Raw genomic sequence first — 24512 nt, forward strand, 5'->3', positions numbered from 1 at the left:
ATGACGCCGATCGTTCTGTTCGTGCCGTATATCGCCAGCAGCACCAACGTTGGCACCCGGCAGCACTGGACGGCCCGGAAGCGTGAGGTCGACACGTGCCACATGCTCGTGCGCAATGCGGTACGCCGTGCCGGTATCGGTCGCATCACCGTGCCGGTGGACCTGACGTTCAGGCCTAGGCTTGGAAAGGGCGTTCGCCGCCGGGACACGTCGAATTATTCGATCTCGCTCAAGAACCTCGAGGACGGGCTGGTCGCTGCCGGCGTGCTGCCAGATGATCGGGGCGAGTACGTGCGCCGCGTCATCCTCGAGCCGCCAATGGTAGATCGCAAGGCCGAGACGGGGACATGGATCGAGATTCGAGCAGCTCAGGAGCAGGCGGCATGATCGAGGGAATTGATAGGCACCTCTCAGTAGGAAAACGGTACGACGGCACGCTACACGGTACGACGTGCCGTTTTCGTGCCGTCATGCATGGTTGAGATATGGGGTATCCGGATTAAATGGTGGATCGGGTCTTTTTGGAACATATTTTTATACACACAAAACTATTGCATGGTAGTTATGTGTGTATATAATTGAGTCATAGGTTGAGACACAGCCAACCGGCGCCTCCCGGGATGAGGGGTAGAGAGAACACCATGAATATCGTTATCACCAAGCAGCTCCCCAACGGCGTCATCATCCAGGCTCAGAGCCACGACGGTCGCTATCAATGGTTTAGCGGTCAGGACGGCTACATTCGCGACACCCTGGATGGCCGCAGTATTTACCAGATGGCTTACTTGAAGCGTGCCGGCGAGGGCTTTGGTAGCGACCCACTGCCGGATGGCGTGGCAAATGACGTGCGGGCATTCTGGGCTTCCCTGAATCCCCTGGTTGCTGCACGCGAAGAAGCCGCTGAGCGGGCTCGCATAGAGCGGGAAGTTGCGACGATCGATGCGCGTGAAGACCTCTATCGCATAATGGATAGCCACATGGACCCCAAAGACCGATGAGCAACCAAAACCGCAAGCGCATCATCATCCAGGCTGGCGAGTCCAGCCTGATGTACCCAACAGCCAAAGTACCCAGCTACGATGATCTCGGTCTGGTGTCTGTGGGTGATGACACTGGGCGCCTGCTTCGCAACAAGCGATCCGGGACATACGTCATGTATATCGGCGGAGCAACCCGCTCACTCGATCAGCGTAAAGTGCGCTCGGCGCTGGGCATCGGCCCTGGCCGTCCCGAGCAAATGCAGGGTGGTCGCCGCCGCAACGTCTACATGAGCGATGCGGATGCCGACTACCTGCGCCAGATCGGCAACGGCAATCTCTCCGAGGGCATCCGGGTCGCGGTCGCTGCGCATCGCGAGCAGTGACCGGTAAGCAAGATTCCACCAGCATCACCCAGATTGCGCCATCCGTTCAGCACCCTCCCGAAACCCCGGTACCATGATCCTGACCACGCCGTGAGGCGTCATCACATTTCAATTGCTATCAGGTGCCGACATGAGTGACCCCAAGCCGAGCGAAGAGCAGCTCCACGAACTCACCTGGCATATGGCTACCAGCTTTCTGTGTAGTACTCCGGAGTTGTCGCCCGACCCAAATCTTCCGCGACCCGAATACCTCGCAGCGCGCCAAGCGATCAATCAATCTCTGTTGGAGCAGACCCGGCCTCAGATCGAAAAGACGGTCTATTTCGAAGCGGCCAACGCCGCGCATCCCGATCTCTTTGTCGCAACGGCAGAAATTAACGACCGGTCGAAATACGTGGCCATCGCAGCCGAATAACCGTTCATTCCTAACCACTGTCGGGAGACAGAGGATCAATGGATTCCAATCTCAAGGCCAAGCTGATCGCCGGCGTGCGTGAGCGCGAGAAGGGCTACAGCGATCATCCCGCCGACAAGGGCGGGCCAACAATGGACGGCGTCACCCAGGCGACAGCGCGCCGCTACGGCTACCAGGGTGACATGCGCGACATCCCGTCCACTCTCATCGATCAGATCTACGCCGACCTCTACTGGCAGCCTCTCAACCTCGACGAATTCTCCACGCTCAGCGAAGACCTGACGGTCGTGCTGTTCGACTTCGGCGTCAATTCTGGCACCGGCCGAGCTGCGAAGGACCTGCAGCGCGCACTGAACGTGCTGAACCGCCGCGGAGCCGACTATCCCGACATCGTTGCCGACGGCGCCATCGGCCCGAAGACGATGGCTTCCGTGTCTGCATTCGCTGCCAAGCGCGGAGACGAGGGCGTCGAGATGCTTGCCGACATCGTCAACGGCATGCGCCTGTCGTTTCTCGTCGAGCTATCGGAACGCGACGAATCCCAAGAGGCATTCACGTTCGGCTGGCTGCGGCGGGTGATCCACCTGCTGTGGGCATGACCATGACCAGGAATCACCGAGGTGATCGTTATGCGGAGTCGTAACATATGGACCAGCAGACCTCGACACCGGACGGACTTTGGCTGGTCTCGTGGTTCATCGCCAATGCCCCTTGGATCTATGCCGGATGCGCCTCTGCTGCTTTCCGCTTTGTGTATCAGTGGGGTGTCGATCATCGCCCCGTTCGCACGGCGGCTTCAGAGGCGTTTATGTGCGGTGCCGTGGTCAGTGTATCTGCTCCAGTGGCCGCCGTTGTGGGCTTCAACGAGACCTGGGCGATGGTTGTTGGAATTGCTGTCGGTCTTGCTGGCCCTGAGGTTGTGCGGAGTGCTGCCGTAGAGCGTCTCAGGGCGGCAGGACGGGCGGCAGCCAAGGTGCTTTTCAAGGGAGATGACGATGCCGGGCACTGAGTTCCTGACGGAGCAGGTCAGGCGCGAACGGGAACGCGGCGACCGGGAGCGTCGCCGTGGCAACTGGTCGTACGGACTCATGGTCGTTGCTGTGATCGGCGCCATCGTTGTCGGGTACCTGTGGTTCAAGGCCGATAACCGCGTCGGTGAACTGACGCGAGAGATCGCCTCTCAACAGGCTGACTACAAGCGTCGCCTCGACGATCAGGCGGCGGACTACAAGCGTCAACTGGCGCGCGAGAAGCGGATCAATGACGACTACAGCGCACGCATCACCCGGCTATGGGCGGCCAACGCGGTGGCCGTTGGGTCACTGATCTACGAGCGCAAGAAAGCGGGCGATCTCGCCGCCGACAACAAGCGGATCTGGCGTCGCAATCGTGACTTGCAGGAAGACAAACAGCGGATGCGTGAAAACTGGACATCCGAGCTCAGCATCGATCAATGAGGGCGTGTCATGTCAGTGGACTGGAAATCGGCAATCGGCGAAGTCGCGAAGTACGCACCAGCCGTGGCAACGGCTCTCGGCGGTCCCGGTGTCGGCGGCGTAACGGCCGGGGCGGCAAAGGTTGTCTCCAGCATGCTGGGTATCGACGACGATCCCGCGTCGTTCGTTGCTGCCACGAAGAATCCCGAGTTGCTGGCCAAGCTGCAGCAGATCAACAACGACCACGAGCGGGAACTGCTGTCGTTGCGACTCCAGGCCGAGCAGGCCGCCGCCGCAGAGAAGACCAAGCAGATGACCGAGGTCAACGCCACCATCCGCGCGGAGCTTGGCACTGAAGGCTGGTTCAAGTCCGGCTGGCGCCCGGCCATCGGCTGGGTCATGGCGCTGGCATTCGCCGTCATGTCCGGTGCCATGGCGTATGCGCTGATCGTCGATCCCAGTCAGCTACCATCGATCATGGACGGCATCATCACGCTGATCGTCGCCATGGGTACCGTGCTGGGCGTGAACATCAATGCGCGCACGACCGAAAAGCACTTGCAGACTACCGGCACGAAGCCGCTGTCGCTGATGGATGCGATCAAGACACGGGTGGCGAAGTAGCCGATCGATCATCGGCCCTCGTCCGCTGTGGGACGATGACATAGAACACGCCGTGAGGCGTTATTCGGGCCGTGAGGCCCCACACCAATGGCGGTCGAGGCCGTCGAGGAGCAAGCAGTGATCGATATCAAGATTCGTCCCGTGACGCGGTTCATCGTGACCCGGCACACCGACAACGGTACGACCGGGTCGAACGAGGAATGCGGGGAATTTATCTCCCATGACCAGGCCGAGCATGTTGCGTTCGGGCTCGAAGCACTGGCCAAGGCCGATGGCAAGCAGGTTCAAGTCGTCTCGTCCGACGACCGCATGGCTGATCTGACCGATATTGACCTGCTGGCAGAACTGATTCGGCGTCGCGGCGTCGGGCACGCGCCAAAGCGGCGGGAGTACCACACACCGCATTACGACGTCTGTGTCGGAGTCGGCCGCGACCACACTGCCGACATTACCCTGGACGGCGATTCGCTGCTGGAACTGAACCGACGTCGTGGGTGTGTCGACCCCAGCCGGATCATCGTCGATGACGATTCGGTCAACGAAGCGCTGAGTAGCGAGCGGTGGAGTCTCGACAGCGACGGGCAGTAATCGCGAGTTTGGGCGGCACGTCGTGAGACGCCCGCCCTGTTTTACACGGAGCAGCACGCCGTGAGGCGTCCTGACAGCACATGGCAAAGCCGAAGGGCAAACGCTACGACTGGGAAGCGATCGAGGCGGACTATCGCACCGGACGCTTTTCGCTCCAGCAGCTCGCCGACAAGCACGGGCCGAGCAAGACGCAGGTTGCGAGACGGGCCCGGGAAGAGGGCTGGGAGAAGGATCTCACCCGGTCGGTCCAGCAGCGCACACGTGAGAAGCTGACGCGTCGCGAATCCGATCTACCCGACACACCCGAATGCGAGATCGTCGAGCGCGCGGCAACCGAGAACGCAGCCGTCGTTTACGGTCATCGAGCGACGCTGGCGCACTGGCGTGGCATCAGCGAGCGCTTCGCGAAGCGCCTGACCGAGCAGCTCGATCAGGGCTACCGGACGGCGATTCTGAACGGCAATCTCGTCGAGCTTGATCTCGATCTCGAGTACATCGGCAAGTGCATCAATCACGGCACTGGTGCCGTCGAGCGCGTCATCAGAATGGAGCGTACTTCATACGGCCTGGACGCTGACAACGGCGAGGAAGAGGGCAAGACGCTCCAGGAGTTGATGGGTGAGCTCAAGGAACGCGAGAACGCCGATGGCTGACCGTGCCCGCGAAGTGAAACGCGCGGACCGGTTCCTGCGCCTGTACCGCGAAGGAAAGCTAACGGATCGCGCCGACTTGATCTATGCGCTGTCGCTCAAGTGGTTTCGGCTCAATGCGCTGTACAAGATCAAGGACAAGAACGGGAAGGTGCGCCGGTTCCGGCCGAACATGGCGCAGCGTGAGCGGTTCATCAATGCCCATTTCTGGGACCTAATTTTGAAGGCGCGCCAGCTCGGCATGACTACATTCGAGATGATCGATGCCCTCGACGACTGCCTGTTCATCGACAACTACTCGGCAGGCTGCATCGCGCACAAGCTCGACGATGCCAAGGACATCTTCCACAACAAGATCAAGTTCGCGTACGAGAACCTCGATCCCGAGTGGCTGGCCATCTTCAAGCTGATCGGCCTGAAGCTGCCGCGCCCGGTCAACGACAAGGGTGAAGGGATCCGATTCGATAACGGGTCGAGCATCAAGGTCTCGACGTCGTATCGCGGCGGCACACTGCAGCGCCTTCATGTCAGTGAGTTCGGCAAGATCTGCCGGAAGTATCCGGACAAGGCCAAGGAGATCGTGACCGGCGCGTTCGAAGCCGTTGGCGTCGGCAACAAGATCACGATCGAGAGCACGGCGGAGGGGCGAGAGGGCTATTTCTACGATTACGCGCAGTCTGCACAGCAGCTCCAGCAGATGGGCAAGACGCCAACCGAGCTGGATTTCCAGTTCCATTTCTTCCCGTGGTGGCGTGATCCGGCCTACAGGCTGAATCCGGATGGCGTCGTCGTCCCGCAGTATCTCCGCGAATACTTCGAGCAGTTGGAGTTGAAGCACGGTATCCGCACCGACGCTGGTCAGCAGGCCTGGTATGCGAAGAAGGCCGAGAAGCTCCAGGACGACATGAAGCGCGAATACCCGTCACTGCCGGCCGAGGCATTCGAACAGTCCGCCGAGGGCGCTTACTACCTGCAGCAGATGATGTTCCTGCGCAAGCACGGCCGTATCACCACGAAGGTGCAGCACAATCCGGCGCTGCCGGTGTTCACCGGCTGGGACCTTGGCATGGACGATCAGATGGCAATCTGGTTCGCACAGGTCGTCGGCAGGGAAATCCATCTGATCGACTACCTCGAGGATTCCGGCGAGGGCATCGAGTACTACGCCGGCTTGCTCAACAAGAAACCCTACAACTACGGCGGCCACTTCGGTCCGCATGATCTGGCCGTGAAGGAGATCGGTACCGGCAAGAGTCGGGTCGATGTGGCCAAGGGCTACGGCATCAATTTCACCATCATTCCGCGCATCTCGACGATGAGCGAGGGCCGTCAGGCCGTGCGCGCATTCCTTCCCAACTGCTGGATTGCCGAGGATGCGTGCTCGCAAGGGGTGGATTGCCTCGACAATTACCGCAGGGAGTGGGACGACAAGCTTGGCGTCTACAAGGACAAGCCACGGCACGACTGGGCATCTCACGGTGCCAAGGCGTTCGAGACACTGGCGCGCTCCGACATTCTCGACCGTTCGGGCATCGGGGGTGGGTTTAACGCCCCGAGAAGTGACCAAAATCGTAGAAGCTGGGGAGCATTCACGTGAAGGAAGACATCGAGATCGTTGGCCGGATCGATACCGGCACCATCGACCGTGACAAACGAGAAGCTGCCCGGGTGGCCGCCTATGTCGCGCCTTACCTGCAAGACATTGCCGTCGCACATCCCGACATCCGCAAGGACATCGGCAACGTGCAAGTCGATTTCGGCTATGCGCACTGGGGCGCGACGAAACACGACCCGATCTGCCGGTTGACGTTCCGGCTCCCGCACAATCTCGGCGCCGACATGAACATCAAGCTCGCCGATTTCCGCGCCGACCCCGCGGGCTATACCCGCGATTTACTCGACCATCTCGGGCCGATGTTCCGAAACGTGCAGCGCCTGCGCGTGAAGAAGCAAGCCGCCACGGATGCCATCTATCGGGCAATGGGAGCGAAACATGGCTGAACGCCAGTCGCTAGGGCTTCTTCAGTACCGCAGCAGTGCCGACATGCTCGCCGACGAGCAGGACGCCGAACGGCAGCGCCAAGAGGAGGAGCGTCGTCGCCGCGACATCGTCGAGCAATCGCTTTCCGGCCACATCCGCAAGTCGTGGGAAAACGCCAAGATGGCGAAGAATGAAGTCGAGCAGCGCATGCTCGACTGCCTGCGCCGCAGGAAGGGCGAATACGACAAGACGAAGCTGGCCCAGATTCGGAATGAGGGCGGTTCCGAGATCTACATGATGCTGACCGCCACCAAGTGCCGGGCAGCCAGCGCGTGGATTCGCGACATTCTCATGCCGGCGCATGAGCGGCCGTGGGGTCTGGAGCCCACGCCTGTCGCCGACATTCCGGCGCCGTACATGCAGCGCCTGCAAATGCAGGTCATGCAGCAGATCCAGCAGATGGTGGCGAACGGCCAGCAGGTCGACCCCCAGCAGCAACTGGCCATGCTCGAGGACGCCAAGGATCAGTTGCGATCACACGTCCAGAAAATTGCCAGGAAAGCGGCCGATCGCCATGAAGACTTGATCGACGACCAGTTGACCGAGGGCGGCTGGCTGGAAGCGTTGGAAGGATTCGTCGACGACTTCACCACCTACCCGGGCGCCATTCTCAAAGGGCCGATGATGCGTCGCGTGCCGACCTTGGCCTGGGGTGAGGGCTGGCAGCCGATCCAGACTACGGAGGTGCGCCCCGAGTTCGAACGCGTCTCGCCATTCGATCTCTACCCGTCGCCGGATAGCGTGAACTGCGACGACGGTGCCTATCTGATCGAGCGCATCCGCTACACGCGTGCGCATCTCAACCAGTTGCGCGGTGTGCGCGGTTACAGCGACGACGCTCTGGAGAAGGTGTTGCGCGACTACGGCCAGGGCGGGCTGCGCGACTGGCTGTGGACCGACGGTGAACGTCAACAGCTCGAAGGCCGTGGCCACGAGTGGCTGAGTAACAGTGAGACCATCGACGGCCTGCAGTATTGGGGCAGTGCACAGGGCCTTTCATTGTTGCAGTGGGGCATGGACCCTGACGCCATCGACCCGCTCGCCGAGTACGAGGTCGAGGCGATCCTGATCGGCCAGCACGTTATTCGGTGCGTCATCAATCGCGATCCGTTGGGCAGTCGGCCCTATCACAAGGCCAGTTATCAGCCGGTGCCGGGATCGTTCTGGGGACAGGCCATCGCCGAGCTCATGGCCGATATTCAGGACACGTGCAACGCCACGGCCCGGAGCCTGATCAACAACCTGTCGATTTCCTCCGGGCCGCAGGTCGACGTCAATATCGACCGAATACAAGCCGGCGAGGATATCTCGCAGTTCTATCCGTGGAAAATCTGGAAGACCAAGTCATCGCTGGTCAACAACGATCCGGCCGTTCGATTCTTCCAGCCGAACTCGAACGCCGCTGAATTGATGGGCGTTTACGAGAAGTTCGAGACCAAGGCCGACGACGCTACCAACATCCCGCGCTACACCTACGGCAACGAGAAAGTCGGCGGCGCCGGCAATACGGCGTCGGGGCTGTCGATGCTGATGGAGAGCGCGAACAAAGGCATCAAGGATTCCGTTAGGCACATCGATCGCGGCGTCATTCGCCGCGTCATAGAGGCGCTGTGGCTGTTCAACATGCAGTACAGCAACGACCAGAGCATCAAGGGCGACTGCAAGGCCGTACCGCGTGGATCGTCGGCGATGTTGCAGCGCGAGCAAGTGCAGATGCTGCGCCAGCAGTTCCTGCAGATGACCGGCAATCCCGTCGACATGGGCATTATCGGTACCGCCGGCCGCGCCAAGCTGCTGCGCGCCATTGCCGAGCAGCTCGACATGCCGGACCTGGTGCCGGATGACCGAGCCGTAGAGAGCCAGACGGCCCAGCAGCAGAAAGCCCAGCAGATGCTCAACCAGCTCGAACAGCAGATCAAGCAGGCCGAGGCTCAGGAGAAAGCGGCGCGCGCCCAGGAAGCTCAGGCCGATGCCCAGCAGACCCAGATCGAGACCCAGCACGATCAGGCCATGCTCCCGCTAGAGCAGAAAAAGATGCTGGCCGAGATTCTGAAGCTACTAGGAGATTCCCGTGGAGATCAGCACGCAGGAATGGAAGGCGTTGGCGCGTATCCGGCAGAGCCAGGACGGGGAGGTTTTGGTGGCACTCGTCCAGCGCTACCGAGAGGAGGCGCGGGAGGCGTTGGAAACGGCCCAGCCGCCGCATTTCAGCCTCCAGCAGGGTCGGGCGTCTCTGGTCCGGGATTTGGTTGATATTCTTGATCGTGCGCCGGGCGTTGCCCGGGAGCGCTGACCAGGCTCAAGCCGCTTCGCCGAGGCGGCTTCGGCGTGGGGCAGCTCGGACGTGAAGGCCAACACGGCCGAACTCTGACCCATAACCGTGAACTCCGGCAATGCCGGCTCACTTTGAAGGAACCAGAAATGACGCTACCGCAACGAGTCCGGGAACAAGCCGATGCCGCTGCCCGCCATTACGAACAACTCGGGAACACCGACAACGACACCGCGCAGGCCGGCGGCGACGTTCCGGCTCCCGGTGATGTGAATAATGACGACAACGGCCAGGACTCCGGCGATGACGCGCAACGTGATGGCGAAGATCGCCGCGCGGAACACCAGCCCGAGACGGAACAGGGTGCCGCCTACTGGCAGCATCGCTTCAACGTCAGCGAGGGCCGGCTCCGTAGCGTGACCGATGAGAATCGGACACTGAAAGAGACGATCAAGCAGCACGAAGGCCGCATCGCAGAGCTCGAGCGATCCGGTGGTCAGCAATCGGGAAATCTAACGCCCGGAGAAGTGACCAAACTGGAGAAGCTCCGGGAGGAATACGGCTCCGACCTGGTCGACGCGATAACGCAATTGGTGGAGCACAAGTTGCCGAAGGGCAATGCCAACGACGAGCGTGTCGAGCGACTCGAGCAGCAACTGCAGCAGAACCGGCAGGATCAGCAAGACGACCTCGAAGCTCGTTTCTGGCAGCGCCTGCATCAGCTTGTGCCCAACCTGCAAGAGATCAACGCCGACCAGGGGTTCCTGGACTGGCTTGCCGGTATCGACCGTTTCGCTGGCGTGCCGCGCCAGCAGTTGCTGGAAGATGCGCGGACCAAGCTCGATGCCGAGCGAGTAGCAGGCATTTTTGACGCGTACTCAAGTGGCGCGCAACCCCCTGACCAAAGTGGCGGGGCCGGGTCTGGAAAGCGGGAGATTCCCGAAGAACAGATCCAGCCCCGTCAGTCTCGAAGCACCCAAACGCCTGCCGGTGCCAAAGTCTGGACGCGTGACGAAATCCAGAAGTTCTATAAGGATCGGCGGGAAGGAAGGTATTCGCGGGAAGAGGGCGAGCGTGTCGAAGCCGACATCTTTGCCGCACAGCAGCAAGGCCGCGTTCAGTAAGGGACTGGAGCGGTAGTCACGCCGTGACGGCGTCACTGAAGGAATCGAAAAAATGGCTGGTCCGACTCGTGCCGAAGGGCACCCCGACTATAGCTCCAGCTCCAGCGCTGGATTCATCCCGGAAATCTGGTCCGGGAAGATGATCGAGAAGCTGTATGCACGCACGTGCTACGGCGAGATCGCCAACACCGACTACGAAGGCGAGATCAAGCAGAAGGGCGATACCGTCCAGATCCGCACCACGCCTTCCATCACCATCCGCGACTACGAAGTTGGCGGCGGCCTCACTTACGAGAAGCCGACCAGCGACAAGGTCGAGCTGCAAATCGACCAGGCGAAGTATTTCGCCTTCGAGGTCAACGACGTCGATGCCTATCAGGCGGACATCAAGCTGATGGACGATTGGTCCGACGACGCCGGCCAGCAGATGAAAATCCACATCGACACCAACCTGCTCGGCAAGCACTACGCCGATGCAGCGGCGGAGAATTCAGGATCTGGGGCGGGCGCCAAGTCTGGTTCCTACGACCTGGGCGAAGCCGGCGCGCCGGTGGGGATCACTCGCGACAATATTCTGGACGTTCTCGTCGACTGCGGTTCCGTGCTCGACGAACAGAACGTGCCGGAAGAAAGCCGCTACGTGATTCTGCCGGCGTGGATGAACGGCATGCTGAAGAAGTCCGACCTTCGCGATGCGAGCGTCATGGGCGACAGCACGTCGGTTTTCCGCAACGGCAAGGTCGGGATGCTCGATCGATTTGCGGTCTTCATCTCCAACAACCTGTCGATCGTCAACGACGAAACCGCAGGCAAGCCGGCGACCAACGTCTTCTTCGGCCACAAGAAGGGCCTGACCTTCGCGTCGCAGATGACGAACATGGAGACGCTGCCGAACCCGACGGACTTCGGCAAGCTGGTTCGTGGCTTGAACGTCTTCGGCTCCAAGGTCATCGACCCGGATGCCGTTGGCCACCTCTACGCCGCGCGCGGCTAAGTGAGCGAGGGGCGTCGCCTGGCGCCCCTTTCTTGCCTCAACACAGGAGCAAGCACCATGAGCGAACTGAACCGCGAGCAGTTGGTGGAGGCCATCGAGTCCGCCGAGACCAAGGAAGAGCTCATCGCCATTGCTGGCGAAAACGGCCTCAAGATCAATAAGCAGGGTGGGCTCGAAACCGTGCGCGGCAAACTGCTAGAGGCTGTCGAGGATATGGATGATGGGACGGAAGAGCCTGCGCCTAACACCGACCCCGACAGTGAAGCCGACGACAGCCAGGCGGATGCCGACAGCGTGGGTAATGCGGAAGAACCCGAAGCACCGGAAGTTAGCGAATCGAAGCCGGCTGCTACTGGTGGACCGTCTAAGGCTCATACTCCCAAGACTGAGCAGTTACCCCGCAAACCCAAGATCGATCCGGCTACTAACGGCACGGAAAAGGGCGCTGCCGTAAAGGTCGAGGGCAAGCCGGCCAATCGCATGCTGACCAATACCAAAAACGGCCGCCGCTTCGTCTGGACTGCTGCGCTGGCCAAGCTGGCGCACATGCGCGAGGAGTAAGTGATGGCCGTTACGACTGTTGGCGTCATCATCAACAACGCCAAGCTTGTGCTGCAAGAAGTCACTCAGGCCGGTACGCGCTGGACCAACGAAGAGCTGATTGGTTGGCTCAATGAAGGCTATCAGGCGATCACCCAGATCAAGCCCGATGCTGCCAGTGTCAATGCGACACATGAGCTTGTGCCAGGTACTCGTCAGGAGATCCCTTCCGATGGTCTGCGCCTGATCGATGTCGTGCGCAACACCGCTGACACGAGCGAAAAGATGGGCATTTTGGTGACCACTCGTCGGGCTCTGGATACCACGCGACGCAGTTGGCACTCGGATACGCCTAGCATCGATGTTGAGCAGTACGTTTTCGATGATCAGGACCCCACGCGGTTCTATGTCTATCCGCCGGCGACTGAAGGGGCGGAGGTCGAGATCATCTATTCGTCCGTGCCAGCGCCTCATGACGTCAGCAAGGGACTGAATGGTCTCAAGGACGATCCGATCAAACTCAACGACAGCTACGGGCCGTGTCTGACCGATTACATCCTGTATCGCGCATACAGCAAGGACGCCGAACATGCGGCAAACCTGAACCGGGCACAGATGCACTTGCAGTCTGTGGCAACGTCGCTTGGCCAGAAAATCGAGGTGGATCGGGCAATCTCGCCCAACGCCTACGATAACTCGTCACATCCGCAACGGACGCGGCAATGACGATCGAAGAACTGGTCGACGAGATTGTCGTCGACGTGCCGGAAGCGCCGATCATGGCAATTCGTGACGCGGCGCGTTGGGCTCAGCGAGAGTTCTGCGACGGCACCAACGTTTGGCATATCGACTCGCCAGTAACGGTCGTTGACGGCGTGGGTTCGTATGAGGGAATTGCCGATGCCGAGCCGGTGCGAGTCCTCTCTGTCAGCGACGGCGACCGCGTGCTCATTCCAGGTACCCAATACCATCAGGATGATCCGCAGTCGCTGGTGTTCGGCATTGCTGTCACGAACCCCGTGGCGGTTCTCGTTCTACGTCCCTCGCGTGGTCACGACATGCCGGCACCGCTCATCGGGCATTGGCGCGAAGCGCTGATCGCCGGTGCGTGTCATCGATTGCTGCGCATGCCGCAGCCCTGGCGCGAGATGGAACTCTCCGAATACCACCGCCGCCGTTTCATGTCTTTGACCGCCGATGCGCTGAAAACCACTGCGCTTGGGTATGGGAAGGGCGGTGCCAGAGTGAAGCTCCGCCGTTATCACTGAGGCTGCCATGACCGACGCTGACGCCATTGCATTGCTGGAAGACGCCATCGACGAGACCGATGCCGAAATCGCTGCCGTGGAGCAGGGTTACGACGATTTGGACGATGCCCTGCGGGCGCTCGACTCGGCGCTGGGCGATGTTTCAGGGCGCCTGGCGTCGATGGAGAAACACGTACGCTACGCGAAAGATTACTTTGGGGTGTGAGCATGGCCACGACACTTGATCCTGCACTACAGGATAACATCGACAATCTCCAGGCACGCCATACAAAACTGGTCGATGCCGTGCGCAATTATCGGAATGGTAGTGTCGCGTCGGCTACCAATGACGTCCTGGCGGCAAAAGCCCACGCTGATGCAACTATCGACGCAAGGGAATCTGCTCTGCTTGGATTGATTCAGACCCAAACCGATCAACCAGTGCCGTCTCTGTTGCTGGACTTCGCGAACCGGGTATACATGCAGGGAACACGCAGGCTCGAGCATGGATACGACGCATACGACCTATTGACTGTCAGCCGTTCGTCGCCGAAATGGGTCTTTGGTCCGTCGGGGAGACTCGTCGAAGTGGAGCCGAATAAACTGGCGTACGAGTACGATCCCGTCACCGGCGAGCCGCTGGGGGCGCTGATTGAAGAGGCGCGGACGAATCTGCTGTTGTGGAGTGAGGATTTTACGCAGGCGGATTGGAGTAAACGCAATTCATCTATCGAAACCGGCGATGCCAGTTCCCCTGCCGGTGGTGCGGCCCAAGCAGTCATCGACGGCGCGAATGTGGCACAGCTTAGGCAAACCAAATTTAATATTGCCACAGGGATATATACTTTCACCCTCTTCTTTAAGAAGAAAGATCACGATTTTGGTTGGATACGAATTCAAGATGTAGATTTCAATGCACTACAGTTATACTTCAACCTAGACACTTTGGAAATTAGCTATATATCACCTAGCGGATTCACGAATACTGCGCTGACTCGCTTATCTGACGGATGGATCAAGCTCACTGTGAATGTCGAGGTTGGCTTGGGCGATGAAGTGCGTATCTACGCAGGGGGCACCAATTCGGTAGCATTCAATACATGGCTAAGTGATGGGGATGGTGTGTCCGGTACGTATATTTGGGGTGCCCAACTCGAAGAAGGATCATCGCCCAGCTCATACATCCCCACGCAAGACGCCCCGGTAACCCGTGCGGCGGACACTAACTATCGCGATCTCGGAAATGAGTTAAATAAATCAGGGTTCACTCAGCTTGTCCGCTTTTATATGGCACCGGGCGAGGCTATGCCCGGGGGCGGCGTGTTTACTATCTCGACCGCAGATTCGTCATTTGGCAACTATGCAGCAAAGTCTGGGCTACGGGTGACCGGCGGACGCAATCTCAGCGCCGAGGTGTACTCGGATGGCGGGGCGACCGTCGTATCGCGTAATGCAGACCAAATGAGCGTCGTCGATGGCATCAACACAGCAGCGATTGCTGTAGACGCGGCAAGCGGAGTTGTTCGATTCGCGATCAACGGGCAAGTCGCCGAGACAACGACTGACCCGTTTACGATGTCCGAACTGACCCGGTTCTGGCTCGATCACTCCGGCGCCGAGCGACCCTTTAAACGTTATCTGTATGCGACGTTATTAACGCACGCTCTCTCCGCCGCTGAACTTGAGGAGATCACAGCATGATCGACGCAATCATCTATGTAGCTGATTTCCCGGCGCTCGTTGCGTATCTCGATGAGCACTACCCCGACCTTCTCGCCCGCGACGAGAACGGCGACACCACCCAGCCACCCGTTGTCACCGGGTTCGCCCGCACACCAGCGGTTGTCAACGGAAACGAGCTGATGATCTATGCCAGGCTATCGGAAAGTGATGCAGACATTTGGCGAGGCATGGAGGGCGTGACAATCCTCGCCGAAGCGGAGTTCGTCGGCAAGGGGGCAGCGGACACGCTTTATCAATCGGTCTTCGATAATGCGGATAAATACGCGATCTACTCTCGGGTCTATCCTCACGATCCGTACGAAATTGAGGATCAAGAAATAGGCACTATTACGATCACACCGCCGAAGAAGTTCGGCATTATGGCGGGCGCGTAAAGGAGGCCGACATGTCGATTGAAGTGGAATCTAAACTCCAGGCCCTTGCTGATGAGATATCGGATATTAAGGCCCAGCTTTCCGATACAGAAGCCGTATTGAGCATGACTCAAGTTGAGCTCTCTGCGGCAGAGAGCCGGATCGATGAGATGGAAAGCCAGATGCAGGAGCGGCAGTGAAGATAGCCATTACCGCCTTCAAGGGTGAAATTCCGAAAGTTGATCCTCGCCTACTGCCGGATAGCAACGCCCAGGCAGCACGGAACGTCGATCTTGACCGTGGCACGGTCAAGTCGCTGCCGAATGTTTCGACGACGGATACGGTGCCCGATGTGGCAAACCCGACCACGCTCTATCGCTATCCGAATGGCAACGATGGAGAGGGATTCTGGTTCGTATGGGGAATGGATAAGCACGTCCACATCGTTCGGTCCCCGCTGGCTAACGACGAGTGGGAGCGTGTCTACTGGACGGGTGACGGATTTCCCAAGATGGCGGGGATCGGCCAGGCGACAGCAGGCTCTCCGCCGTACCCCGGGAACTATTACAGGCTGGGCATCCCCGAGCCTAATGGGGCGCCGACCCTGTCCCAGCCCGACGATCGCGATGCCAGTGAAGAGATCCCCGACACCGCGCTCGAGACCACCTATGCGGTGACGCTGGTCAGCGGATTCGGGGAAGAAGGCCCGCCGACGGTATCGGGCACAACGATCCTGCGCTGGGACATGGTTGACGATGCTCCCGCGGGGGGTGGCGTGGTGGTGACTCTGCCCGGCATCCCGAGCGGCGCGCAGAATATCGTGACCAAGCGTCTCTATCGTGTGGAATCGGGCGGGGTGTTTCAGTATGTCGCCGACGTTGATGCTTCAACAGCCACATACCGGGACGATATTTTCAGCGAGCAGTTGGGCATTGATCTGCCGTCGACAGAATGGCAGGGGCCAGACGACCGGATGATAGGGCTCACGGCATTGCCGAATGGCATCCTGGCTGGTTACTTCGGCAACACGCTGTGCTTCAGTGAAGCATACCGGCCCCATGCCTGGCCGGTTGGCTATCAACTCGCCATGCAGCACGACATCGTAGCGATCGCCTCAACATCCGTTGGTCTCGTCGTCCTGACAGAGGGAAAACCGGTGCTGGTGACTGGGTCAAGCCCCGAGGCCATGGCGCAAGGAGAGTTGGATGTAAACCAGCCCTGCGTGGCGGCACGTTCGGTCGTGGACATGGGGGCATATGCACTCTATGCCTCGCCTGATGGGCTGGTTGCTGCCACCGGTCAGGACGCCCAGGTCGTGACCGCCAATGTGATGACGAAGGATCAATGGCAGGTATTGAAGCCCGAAACTATCCATGCGTACCGCTACGATGGGAAGTACCTGGCTTTCTATGACGGCGGATGTTTTGTATTCACCCCCGGCGAGGGTGTCGAGTTTCACGACATCCAAGCTAGTGGCGGGTACTACGACATTACCGACGATACTCTCTATCTGATCCAGGACGACGATATCGTCGCATGGCGGCAGGGCTCGGCGTTGCCATATCGGTGGCGATCAAAAGTGTTCGAGGTACCGCCCGGCGGTGCGGGCTTCACTTGCGCCAAAGTGATCGCTCGCGAGTATCCGATCACGATTCGTCTGTTCGCCGATGGCGCGACGATGTTGGAAACTGATGTCGACGGCCCGGGGATGTTTCGTCTGCCGTCAGGCTATGCGTTGAGCCGCGACTGGGAAATCGAGATCGCCGGCACCGCGGAGGTCAACAGCGTACAAATCGCGACGAGCCCCTCGGAACTAACGTAAAAACCTATTTGGCTCACCGTGAGGTGCCCATGCCTACCAAGCGTCGACGCGCGCTACCCACGGTATCGGCCAAAGCCGATCCGAACACTCGCCAGCTACTCGATGCCCTCAAGGAGATCGTCGAGACGGGCGAGGGTGTCCGGGGAGACCCTCGCAATCGAAAAGTGACGTTCGGCGATCTGCTGGACAGCGGGATCGCTTCGCTCATTGGAACCAGAATCGGGTCTGGAATTCGCCCGGGAGATGGCATCCGCAATCCAATTCCCAATATGTCCGTGCCGCCTAAACCCGAGGGATTTGCCGCCATCGGAGGTTTCTACGGCATGGTCAATCTGTCGTGGACGGTACCGGAAACGCTCTACGGGAATCATGCGTTCACCCGCGTCTATCGCAGCGAAGAAGATAACTTCGCCAATGCCGAGGTAATCGGTCAGGAGTCCGGTGCATTCTATTCCGACTTCGTTCGCGACGATGCACTTGACCCCGATGATCCGACCAAACTGAAAGGCTATTACTACTGGATCACGTGGGTTTCGACATCGGGCGTCGAGGGACCGCCCAACGATCCGTCTGGCACCTATGCGGCACCGCTGATCGATATCGACTACTTGCTGGAGATCCTGAACGGGCAGCTATCCGAGTCGCAGCTCAACCAGGACCTTCTCGCCAAGATCGATAAAATCGTCGAGATTGACGAGGTCCGCGATCAGTTAGCAACCGTCCGTGACAACCTGCTTTCCGAGGCCAATCGGCTGGATGGTCGTATCAATGAGATCGACAACCATCTCACCGAGCAGAAGGAAGCGCTCGACAAGGATATCGACACGGTTCGTGGCGACCTGGCATCCGAGGCCGAACGGCTGGATGGCAGGGCTGATGAGCTAGACCAGCGCCTGCAAGGTGTGAAAACGGCTTTGGAGTCTGCCGACGATGACCTGCTGTCCCGCCTGCTCGAAGCCAAGCAGGCGATCGTCGATGCAGCGACGGCCAGCCAGGACGGTGACAACTTCCTTGCCGAGCGCATCAGTGGGCTGGTGAATGTCACCGATGACCATGCCCTCTACATCGGCCAGCTCCAGCGTGTATCGGCCGAGCGTGATGCTCTGGAGGCCGTTCACTTCGATGCGCTTCATGCCGAGACCGCCAATCGCCAAGCCTCTATTCGTACGCAAGAGACGGTTCGGATCACTGCCGAGGAAGCGCTGGCCAGCCGCGCCGATGCCATCGAGGCATCTGTTGATGACAACCGCGCCGCGATCGTCGAGGAGCAGACGGCCCGCAGCGATGCTGTATCGTCGCTGGCATCACGCGTCGGTGAGCTGTCCGCCAAGCTGGATGCCGCGCCAACATTCGGTAGTGGCTTCGAGGCTGGTGCGGATTTCAGCCAGTGGGTGGTGGCCGACGGCAACACCCTCGAGGCCGATGACTCCGATCCCTTTTCTGGCCTGCAATCTGCCCTAGCGACATCATCGGTCTCCGGTGCGAATGTCGGTAGCGCAATCTACGCGCCGGTGCCGTCCGGTGTGATGAATGCGTTCGCTGGCTACGAGATCGTACTCAAGATCGCAGCTAAGCAACCCGACACCGATGCCTCGTCGGAGGCGGCCATTGCCTACCGCGCCAACAACGGTAGCTCCGGCTGGCTGCGTTTCACTCTTGGTGTCGAATGGCAAACGTTCGAATTCCGCTATCAGGTACCGAGCGACGACGATCCCAGCGATCACCGCATTGCGGTCTGGGCCGATACGTCCGGCAATGGTGGTGGGGTGATCGTCGACGGCGTTTCTGCCCGCCGCGCTGACGCCAACATTGCTGAAATCAGTGCTGCAATCCAAGCTGAACAGACGGCCCGTGCTAATGCGGACGAGGCTCTGGCCACCGACCTCGACACGATGCGCTCGCGCCTGGGTACTGCCGAGGCAGCACTGACCGAGGAGTCACAGGCCCGTGCGACAGCGGACGAGGCTCTCGCGCAGCGCACAACCAACATGGAGTCACACCAGGATGACACTGATGCGCGCCTGACCACCGAGGAAGAAACACGCTCAAGTCAGGTCGAATCGCTTACCCGACGAGCCAGCTCCCTGGAATCCCGTGTTAGTGACGCCGAGTCAAACATCACCGATGAACAGTCTGCCCGAGCCAATGCCGACGAAGCGCTGACAAAGCAGATCGATGCTGCCGGTAGCCGTATCGATGATGCCGAAGCGTCACTGGCGAGCGAGCAACAGACCCGTGCAACCGCCGATCAGGCGTTGACCGATGAATTATCCGCTGCCAATAGCCGGATTGGCGACGTCGAAGCCAGTGTCATCGAAGAACAGCAGACCCGCGCCTCTGCTGACGAAGCAGCCGCTGAACGTCAGGAGTCGTTGCGTGCCGAGCTAGATGATGCTCAAGCGCGTCTTATAGCCGAGGAGCGTGCGACTGTCGCCGCCAATGAGTTGGAGGCGGTGCAGTTCGAAGCCATCGAGGTTTCGAAGGGGGGCTCTCGTGCCGCTATCTCAGTCGAGCGCCAGGTTCGAGTCGCCGAGGATGAGTCGCTTGCCACCGATATCCGCGCAGTTCAAGCCGCCACCGCAGACAACGCCGCCGCCATCGTTGATGAGACTCGGGCTCGAACGGATGCGGACACCGCGCTAGCAAGTCGGGCTTCGACGTTGGAGGCGAAGACGGCTGAAAACGAAGCATCCATTACCGATGAGGCGAAAGCGCGTTCGGATGCTGATTCTGCGATGGCGAGTCGTGCCTCGGCATTGGAGGCTAAAACTGCGGACAACGAAGCGGCGATTGCTCAAGAGCGATCTGCTCGAACCGGTGCTGACTCTGCAATGGCCCGTGACATCTCCGGTTTGCAAACTCGCGTAGGGGATACCGAATCGGGTATTCAAGAGGAGCGCGAGACGCGTATTGCAGAAGGCGAAGCGTTGGCCTCACAGATCACCACCGTGCAGAACGATTTGGGTGGTCGACTGACATCCGTCCAGCAAACGATGGAGACCCACGGCAACGCCATCGACGGGCTGTCGGCCGAGTACATGCTTAAGCTCGATGTCGATGGCTACATCTCCGGCATCGGCGCCTATAACGATGGCGACTCCAGCATGCTGGTCTTCCGCTCAGACCTGATCGCGTTCGCGCCGCCCAAGGGAAAGGGCAATGCGAAGGTGTTTCCGCTCGTCTACGACAGCGGTGTCGGCGCGGTCGTGATCGACACGGCGCTGATCAAGGACGGCTCGATTCAGTCCGGCCAGTTGGGCGCGGTTCAGAGCGGCAAGCTGTTCCTGCCCGACGGTACGCCAGTGACGACAGCAGCGGGACTGATTCGCGCCGAGGCGATCGCCGTCGATGACCTCAAAGTGCAATGGGCCAATATTCAGAATGCGTCTATCAAGACTGCCGATATCGAGAATGGCGCGATTACGTCGGCCAAGATCGGCACTGCAGCTGTAGACACTCTTAAACTTGCAAATCAAGCGGTTACCATACCTGCCTCTAATTATGTGGCTGCTTCAGTGGATATAACGGGAGATGACTGGACTACAGTCGTGTCTCTCACTGTGTCGTCAACAGGTGCGCCGACACAGGTGCTTGCATCATTTGGATATTATGCCGATGGTGGTAAAGGTGAAAATTTTTTGTCATATAGAATTCGCCGTGGGAGCACGGTTATCAGATCCGGCGATTTTGACCAAGTAAGCTATGTTGATCTTGGTAGTTTCTGGTTTACGATTTATGCGCGAGGAGTGGCAACGCCTGCAGTGCTAGATAATCCTGAAGCAGGTAACAATACATACTACATAGACGTGCGACGCCTCTACGATCGTGGATCGGTAGAAGTATACGACAGATTTATATCAACAATGGAAACCAAACGATGAATAAAAGATACGCGATATTTGATGATGCGGGCGATATTAAATCTATTTTTATTGGTTCTGATGAACTTGTTAAGTTTCAGGGGCTAAATCATATTGAGGTGGGCCCCGATGTATCTGATGCAACACACTATATAGATTTAGAAAATATGCAGCCTTCCATCTTGGATGAGCCAAAGAAACGCCGTTGACCCGATCACCGACTCCGACGACTCCTGATACTATCTACACATCCGCCTACCGTGAGGTACGCCCATGCAAGCCACATCCCGCTCACCGGAGCGACAATTCCTTCACCAGGTACTCGCTGGCAATGAGCCCGCGATGCGGTGCTGCGAGATCCTGTTCAGCGTATCGCAGACCCTCGACGACATCGTCGACGGCGACCGCGAGGTAACCGCTGCCGCAGTCATCAAAAGCTACTGGGAAGCCATGATCGAGCTTCCCGGCAATCCCTTCTATCGCCAGCACGAGCCCTACCTGCGTCCGCTGCTGGCCCAAGCCCTACAGGACTGGACGGATAGCGTGGCGCTGGAACGATCCCAGGACCGGCACGCGCTGACGTTGGCCTTCGTGCTGCGCGACCAGCTTAGCGGCTTCGTCGTGCAGTGCGCCGGCCTGGTTGCCGGTTACGACTGGATGCGCCAGATCGGCCCCACGATTCGGCAGTACTTCCACGACGAACGGCTGGATGATTATCTGGCATCGCTCCAACCCGAGGATGGCGAAGTCGAGCCAGTACCGGAAGGGGAGTCAGCATCATGAGTGGTGGCGGTGGTGGAGACAACACGGTCAAGGACACACCGGAACAGCGCTATCTCGCCCAGGTCGCGGCCGAGAAGTGGAACTACGCCCAGCAGGAACTGGCACCCCTCGAGGATGCGTACATGCAGGACGTCAACCAGATGACGGGCGACGATCGCATGTCGTACATCCGGGGGCAGGCCAGCCAGGGCCAGATGCAAGCCACCTCGGATCTGCTCGGCCAGGGGTCATCCCAGCTCACCCAGGCCGGCATCGACCCGAGTAGTGGTCGGTATGGCGCGGCCATGTCCGGGCTGGCGCTGGGCGCCGCGCAGTCTGGTGGCGACACCATGGCCAGGGGGCAATTCTCCCAGGAAAACGAGCAGATCACCGGCCTGCAAAACATCATTGCCATGGGGCAGGGCGAATCCACCCAATCCCAGGCCGGTCTTTCTGGTGTCGCCAGCCAGGCGGCGGCGGATGCGCGTTCCAGTGCGATGGACAGCTATAACCGCAACTCGGCGAACCTGCAGTTGCTCGGCACCGCCGGCGGTCTTGGCGCGAGCTACGCGATGGGTCAGGGATCAGGTCTGGCATTGGGTGGTACCGCCAATCCTGATTACGTCCCGGGACAAGGGTTGCAACTCTACTGAGGTGAATCATGGCGTATAGCAACACGCTGGGCTTGACGCTGCCGACCGTGACGTCATCCGCGCTACAGACCGTCGATCCCGAGCAAGCATTCCGGGGCGATCAGGGCGCCTCAACACTGCTAGGTCAGCTCTCGCGAGCCCAGTGGGAAGACTGGAAAACCCGATACTCTCCGTACATCCAGACGCTTGCCGATGCGGCACAGAATCCAACGGCGGCCGCCGATGCCGCGGCGATGGCATCGAACTCGATGACAACCGCCTTCGACAACAGCCAGCAAGGCCTGGCCATGCAACGGCAGGGCATGGGCGTTCAACAGACTGCAGCCCAGCAGGCAGCGGATACGCGGCGCCAGGCATTGAACAAAGCGGCGAGCTCGGTCTCGGCCGGCAATCAGGCGCGCATCTCGGCTGTCGATCGCCAGCAAGCCATCCTTGGCGGCGGGCTCGGCCTCTCCAACATCCCTGACCAAGTGATGAACCAGTAACTCTTCTCCGACTCACCGGGAGGTGACTCATGGCATACGGACTACTCGGCCTCCGCAATCAGATGGAAGGCGAAGCGCTGCAAGGCCTCGGCGATCTTGCCGGTCAGCAGCGCCAGAACAAAGCGCTCGAAGACCAGATGGATCAGGCCGATCGCCAGCAGAAGATGCAGGCCGTCGGCACCGGTGCCGGGCTGGGCATGATGGCTGGTATGCAGGCCGGCAGCGTGGGCGGCCCGATGGGGGCGGCCATTGGTGCCGGTGTGGGCTTCCTAGCCAGCGAACTGTTCTGAGGAGACCGTCATGGCAGGATTGGATACCCGCGGCTTGGCAAGTGGGCTGGCGCAAGGTCTCGGGCTCGGCATGAAACTGCAGAACCAGGAGCGACAGGCGCAGTATCAGAACGCCCGCATGCAGCAGTACGAGCGTGGCCTGGACATGCGAGAGCAACAGTACAACGACCAGCGTGAGCAGCAGCAAAAGGCACGCCAGCTCGAGCAGGATAAGCTCTTGGCACAGAGCGGCTACGCGCGACTCGCTGCCGGTCAGGATCTGGACGATGAACAGCTCGAAGCATTCAAGCGCAATCCATGGATGGCACCTTGGCATGTGGCTAGTGATGGCGTTGGACAGGCAATCGATCAGGCGCAGCGGGTCATCGATCCCAAAGATCCGGCCGATCTCAACGACCCTGAGTCACTAGAAGCACTGAACGCCATGTTCGGGCCACGCATTAATCGTGGCCACGGAACGAACAAGCGCATCCGTGCCGCCGTCCCCGGACGGAAACCCGGCACGTTGGCATTCGATCTCGACGTCGAGGGAGAAGACGGTAGCCGCTATACGGCGCCGATGACGCGCAATCGCGGTAAGGCCGGCGACGACGATGAGGTCATGCAGACTGATGTCGGCGATATCGTCAACCAGGTGGCCGGTTATAAGGCGCTACGCCAAGTACTGTCATCGCCGGAAGCACGCGAGAAGGCATTGGCCTATGGTCGCCAACTCGGGTTTGTGCCGCAGGCGGCCGACACCTGGGAGACAGTACAGGGACCGGGGGGCAGCTTGCTGCAACGCAATACTCGCACGGGCGAGATGAAGTCCATTGTTGGGCGCGAGCCACGCAGCGGTGGCGGCTATGGCTATGCCCCCACATCTTCGATGAAAGAAGCGCAATGGCTGGTCGCCAACGGCATTGCACCCAATATCAGTGAAGCCTACAAGATGGCCCGTGCCCGGGCAGGTTTGGATGGCGGCCAGCAATTGGAACTCAAGCAGCTCGACTATCTGGGCGATCAGATCAGCGACATCGATAGCCAGGTAAAAGCCTATCAGGACAACTACCAGGAACCCCCACAGGATCTACTGGCGCAACGCCAGCGATTGATGCAGCAGCGCGAGGCGATCGCCGGGCGCATCTGGGGAGGCGAAGCAACGCCCACCGGCAGGCATGTCGAACAACCTCAAGCGCAATCACCGCAGCGCCAGCAGACGGGCGACGACTTCGACCCTGATGCATTCCTCAACGACCTCGGAATTTAGG

The 24512-nt window shown here is 59.7% G+C and carries 30 protein-coding genes; all 30 read left to right on the top strand.

Annotation, left to right across the window (positions count from 1 at the left end; translation table 11 throughout):
• The 30 genes from DOM57_RS02210 to DOM57_RS02350 all read left to right on the top strand — a co-directional run bounded on the left by DOM57_RS02210 (position 1) and on the right by DOM57_RS02350 (position 24511).
• Positions 1 to 387: a RusA family crossover junction endodeoxyribonuclease gene (locus tag DOM57_RS02210; RefSeq protein ID WP_110647589.1), complete on the top strand. Its 387-nt coding sequence runs from the start codon at positions 1 to 3 to the stop codon at positions 385 to 387.
• A gap of 254 nt (positions 388 to 641) precedes the next feature.
• On the top strand, positions 642 to 998 hold the full coding sequence (locus DOM57_RS02215; RefSeq protein WP_110647590.1) for a hypothetical protein: 357 nt from the start codon (positions 642 to 644) through the stop codon (positions 996 to 998).
• Positions 995 to 1363, top strand: coding sequence for a hypothetical protein (locus tag DOM57_RS02220; protein WP_110647591.1), 369 nt, complete (start codon positions 995 to 997; stop codon positions 1361 to 1363). The genes DOM57_RS02215 and DOM57_RS02220 overlap by 4 nt, the downstream gene beginning before the upstream one ends.
• Positions 1364 to 1493: 130 nt before the next feature.
• Complete coding sequence (locus DOM57_RS02225; RefSeq protein WP_110647592.1) at positions 1494 to 1778, top strand: hypothetical protein; 285 nt, start codon at positions 1494 to 1496, stop codon at positions 1776 to 1778.
• A gap of 38 nt (positions 1779 to 1816) precedes the next feature.
• On the top strand, positions 1817 to 2377 hold the full coding sequence (locus DOM57_RS02230; RefSeq protein WP_110647593.1) for a glycoside hydrolase family 108 protein: 561 nt from the start codon (positions 1817 to 1819) through the stop codon (positions 2375 to 2377).
• Between the two features lie 47 nt (positions 2378 to 2424).
• Complete coding sequence (locus tag DOM57_RS02235) at positions 2425 to 2787, top strand: phage holin family protein (protein WP_110647594.1); 363 nt, start codon at positions 2425 to 2427, stop codon at positions 2785 to 2787.
• Positions 2774 to 3235 (top strand): hypothetical protein, encoded by a 462-nt coding sequence (locus DOM57_RS02240; protein ID WP_110647595.1) that lies wholly within the window; start codon positions 2774 to 2776, stop codon positions 3233 to 3235. Before DOM57_RS02235 ends, DOM57_RS02240 begins: the two co-directional genes overlap by 14 nt.
• Positions 3236 to 3244: 9 nt before the next feature.
• Positions 3245 to 3838 (top strand): 3TM-type holin, encoded by a 594-nt coding sequence (locus DOM57_RS02245; protein WP_110647596.1) that lies wholly within the window; start codon positions 3245 to 3247, stop codon positions 3836 to 3838.
• 117 nt (positions 3839 to 3955) lie between these two features.
• Positions 3956 to 4426: a hypothetical protein gene (locus DOM57_RS02250; RefSeq protein WP_162619423.1), complete on the top strand. Its 471-nt coding sequence runs from the start codon at positions 3956 to 3958 to the stop codon at positions 4424 to 4426.
• 80 nt (positions 4427 to 4506) lie between these two features.
• Complete coding sequence (locus tag DOM57_RS02255) at positions 4507 to 5079, top strand: hypothetical protein (RefSeq protein ID WP_110647598.1); 573 nt, start codon at positions 4507 to 4509, stop codon at positions 5077 to 5079.
• Positions 5072 to 6673 (top strand): terminase large subunit, encoded by a 1602-nt coding sequence (locus DOM57_RS02260; RefSeq protein WP_110647599.1) that lies wholly within the window; start codon positions 5072 to 5074, stop codon positions 6671 to 6673. Before DOM57_RS02255 ends, DOM57_RS02260 begins: the two co-directional genes overlap by 8 nt.
• Positions 6670 to 7077: a hypothetical protein gene (locus tag DOM57_RS02265; RefSeq protein WP_110647600.1), complete on the top strand. Its 408-nt coding sequence runs from the start codon at positions 6670 to 6672 to the stop codon at positions 7075 to 7077. The genes DOM57_RS02260 and DOM57_RS02265 overlap by 4 nt, the downstream gene beginning before the upstream one ends.
• Entirely contained in the window at positions 7070 to 9370 is a 2301-nt protein-coding gene (locus tag DOM57_RS02270; protein ID WP_110647601.1) for a portal protein, read from the top strand. Before DOM57_RS02265 ends, DOM57_RS02270 begins: the two co-directional genes overlap by 8 nt.
• 168 nt (positions 9371 to 9538) lie before the next feature.
• A complete protein-coding gene (locus DOM57_RS02275; protein ID WP_110647602.1) occupies positions 9539 to 10513 on the top strand; it encodes a hypothetical protein in 975 nt (324 codons plus the stop codon).
• 52 nt (positions 10514 to 10565) lie between these two features.
• A complete protein-coding gene (locus tag DOM57_RS02280; protein WP_110647603.1) occupies positions 10566 to 11507 on the top strand; it encodes a phage major capsid protein in 942 nt (313 codons plus the stop codon).
• Between the two features lie 57 nt (positions 11508 to 11564).
• Positions 11565 to 12068 carry a hypothetical protein gene (locus DOM57_RS02285; protein ID WP_110647604.1) on the top strand — a complete coding sequence of 168 codons (504 nt, stop codon included), beginning with the start codon at positions 11565 to 11567 and terminating at the stop codon, positions 12066 to 12068.
• Positions 12069 to 12071: 3 nt separating this feature from the next.
• Positions 12072 to 12773, top strand: coding sequence for a phage adaptor protein (locus DOM57_RS02290; RefSeq protein ID WP_110647605.1), 702 nt, complete (start codon positions 12072 to 12074; stop codon positions 12771 to 12773).
• Positions 12770 to 13315, top strand: coding sequence for a hypothetical protein (locus DOM57_RS02295; protein ID WP_110647606.1), 546 nt, complete (start codon positions 12770 to 12772; stop codon positions 13313 to 13315). Before DOM57_RS02290 ends, DOM57_RS02295 begins: the two co-directional genes overlap by 4 nt.
• 7 nt (positions 13316 to 13322) lie before the next feature.
• Complete coding sequence (locus DOM57_RS02300; RefSeq protein ID WP_110647607.1) at positions 13323 to 13520, top strand: hypothetical protein; 198 nt, start codon at positions 13323 to 13325, stop codon at positions 13518 to 13520.
• 2 nt (positions 13521 to 13522) lie between these two features.
• Complete coding sequence (locus DOM57_RS02305; RefSeq protein WP_110647608.1) at positions 13523 to 14995, top strand: phage head spike fiber domain-containing protein; 1473 nt, start codon at positions 13523 to 13525, stop codon at positions 14993 to 14995.
• Entirely contained in the window at positions 14992 to 15411 is a 420-nt protein-coding gene (locus tag DOM57_RS02310; RefSeq protein WP_110647609.1) for a hypothetical protein, read from the top strand. Before DOM57_RS02305 ends, DOM57_RS02310 begins: the two co-directional genes overlap by 4 nt.
• A gap of 11 nt (positions 15412 to 15422) precedes the next feature.
• Complete coding sequence (locus tag DOM57_RS21695) at positions 15423 to 15590, top strand: hypothetical protein (protein WP_162619424.1); 168 nt, start codon at positions 15423 to 15425, stop codon at positions 15588 to 15590.
• On the top strand, positions 15587 to 17212 hold the full coding sequence (locus DOM57_RS02315) for a hypothetical protein (protein WP_204352841.1): 1626 nt from the start codon (positions 15587 to 15589) through the stop codon (positions 17210 to 17212). The genes DOM57_RS21695 and DOM57_RS02315 overlap by 4 nt, the downstream gene beginning before the upstream one ends.
• Before the next feature lie 29 nt (positions 17213 to 17241).
• Positions 17242 to 21093, top strand: a complete 3852-nt coding sequence (locus DOM57_RS02320) for a phage tail tip fiber protein (RefSeq protein WP_110647610.1) — start codon at positions 17242 to 17244, stop codon at positions 21091 to 21093.
• Positions 21090 to 21281 carry a hypothetical protein gene (locus DOM57_RS02325; RefSeq protein ID WP_110647611.1) on the top strand — a complete coding sequence of 64 codons (192 nt, stop codon included), beginning with the start codon at positions 21090 to 21092 and terminating at the stop codon, positions 21279 to 21281. The genes DOM57_RS02320 and DOM57_RS02325 overlap by 4 nt, the downstream gene beginning before the upstream one ends.
• A 64-nt stretch (positions 21282 to 21345) precedes the next feature.
• Positions 21346 to 21855 carry a hypothetical protein gene (locus tag DOM57_RS02330; protein WP_162619425.1) on the top strand — a complete coding sequence of 170 codons (510 nt, stop codon included), beginning with the start codon at positions 21346 to 21348 and terminating at the stop codon, positions 21853 to 21855.
• Positions 21852 to 22487: a hypothetical protein gene (locus DOM57_RS02335; protein WP_110647613.1), complete on the top strand. Its 636-nt coding sequence runs from the start codon at positions 21852 to 21854 to the stop codon at positions 22485 to 22487. Before DOM57_RS02330 ends, DOM57_RS02335 begins: the two co-directional genes overlap by 4 nt.
• Before the next feature lie 8 nt (positions 22488 to 22495).
• A complete protein-coding gene (locus DOM57_RS02340; RefSeq protein WP_204352842.1) occupies positions 22496 to 22972 on the top strand; it encodes a hypothetical protein in 477 nt (158 codons plus the stop codon).
• Between the two features lie 29 nt (positions 22973 to 23001).
• Entirely contained in the window at positions 23002 to 23262 is a 261-nt protein-coding gene (locus tag DOM57_RS02345; protein WP_110647615.1) for a bacteriocin, read from the top strand.
• A 10-nt stretch (positions 23263 to 23272) separates the two neighbouring features.
• Positions 23273 to 24511 (top strand): hypothetical protein, encoded by a 1239-nt coding sequence (locus DOM57_RS02350; RefSeq protein WP_110647616.1) that lies wholly within the window; start codon positions 23273 to 23275, stop codon positions 24509 to 24511.
• The last annotated feature ends 1 nt before the right edge of the window (position 24512 follow it).

The sequence above is a fragment of the Salinicola peritrichatus genome, assembly GCF_003206715.1.
GTDB lineage: Bacteria > Pseudomonadota > Gammaproteobacteria > Pseudomonadales > Halomonadaceae > Salinicola > Salinicola peritrichatus.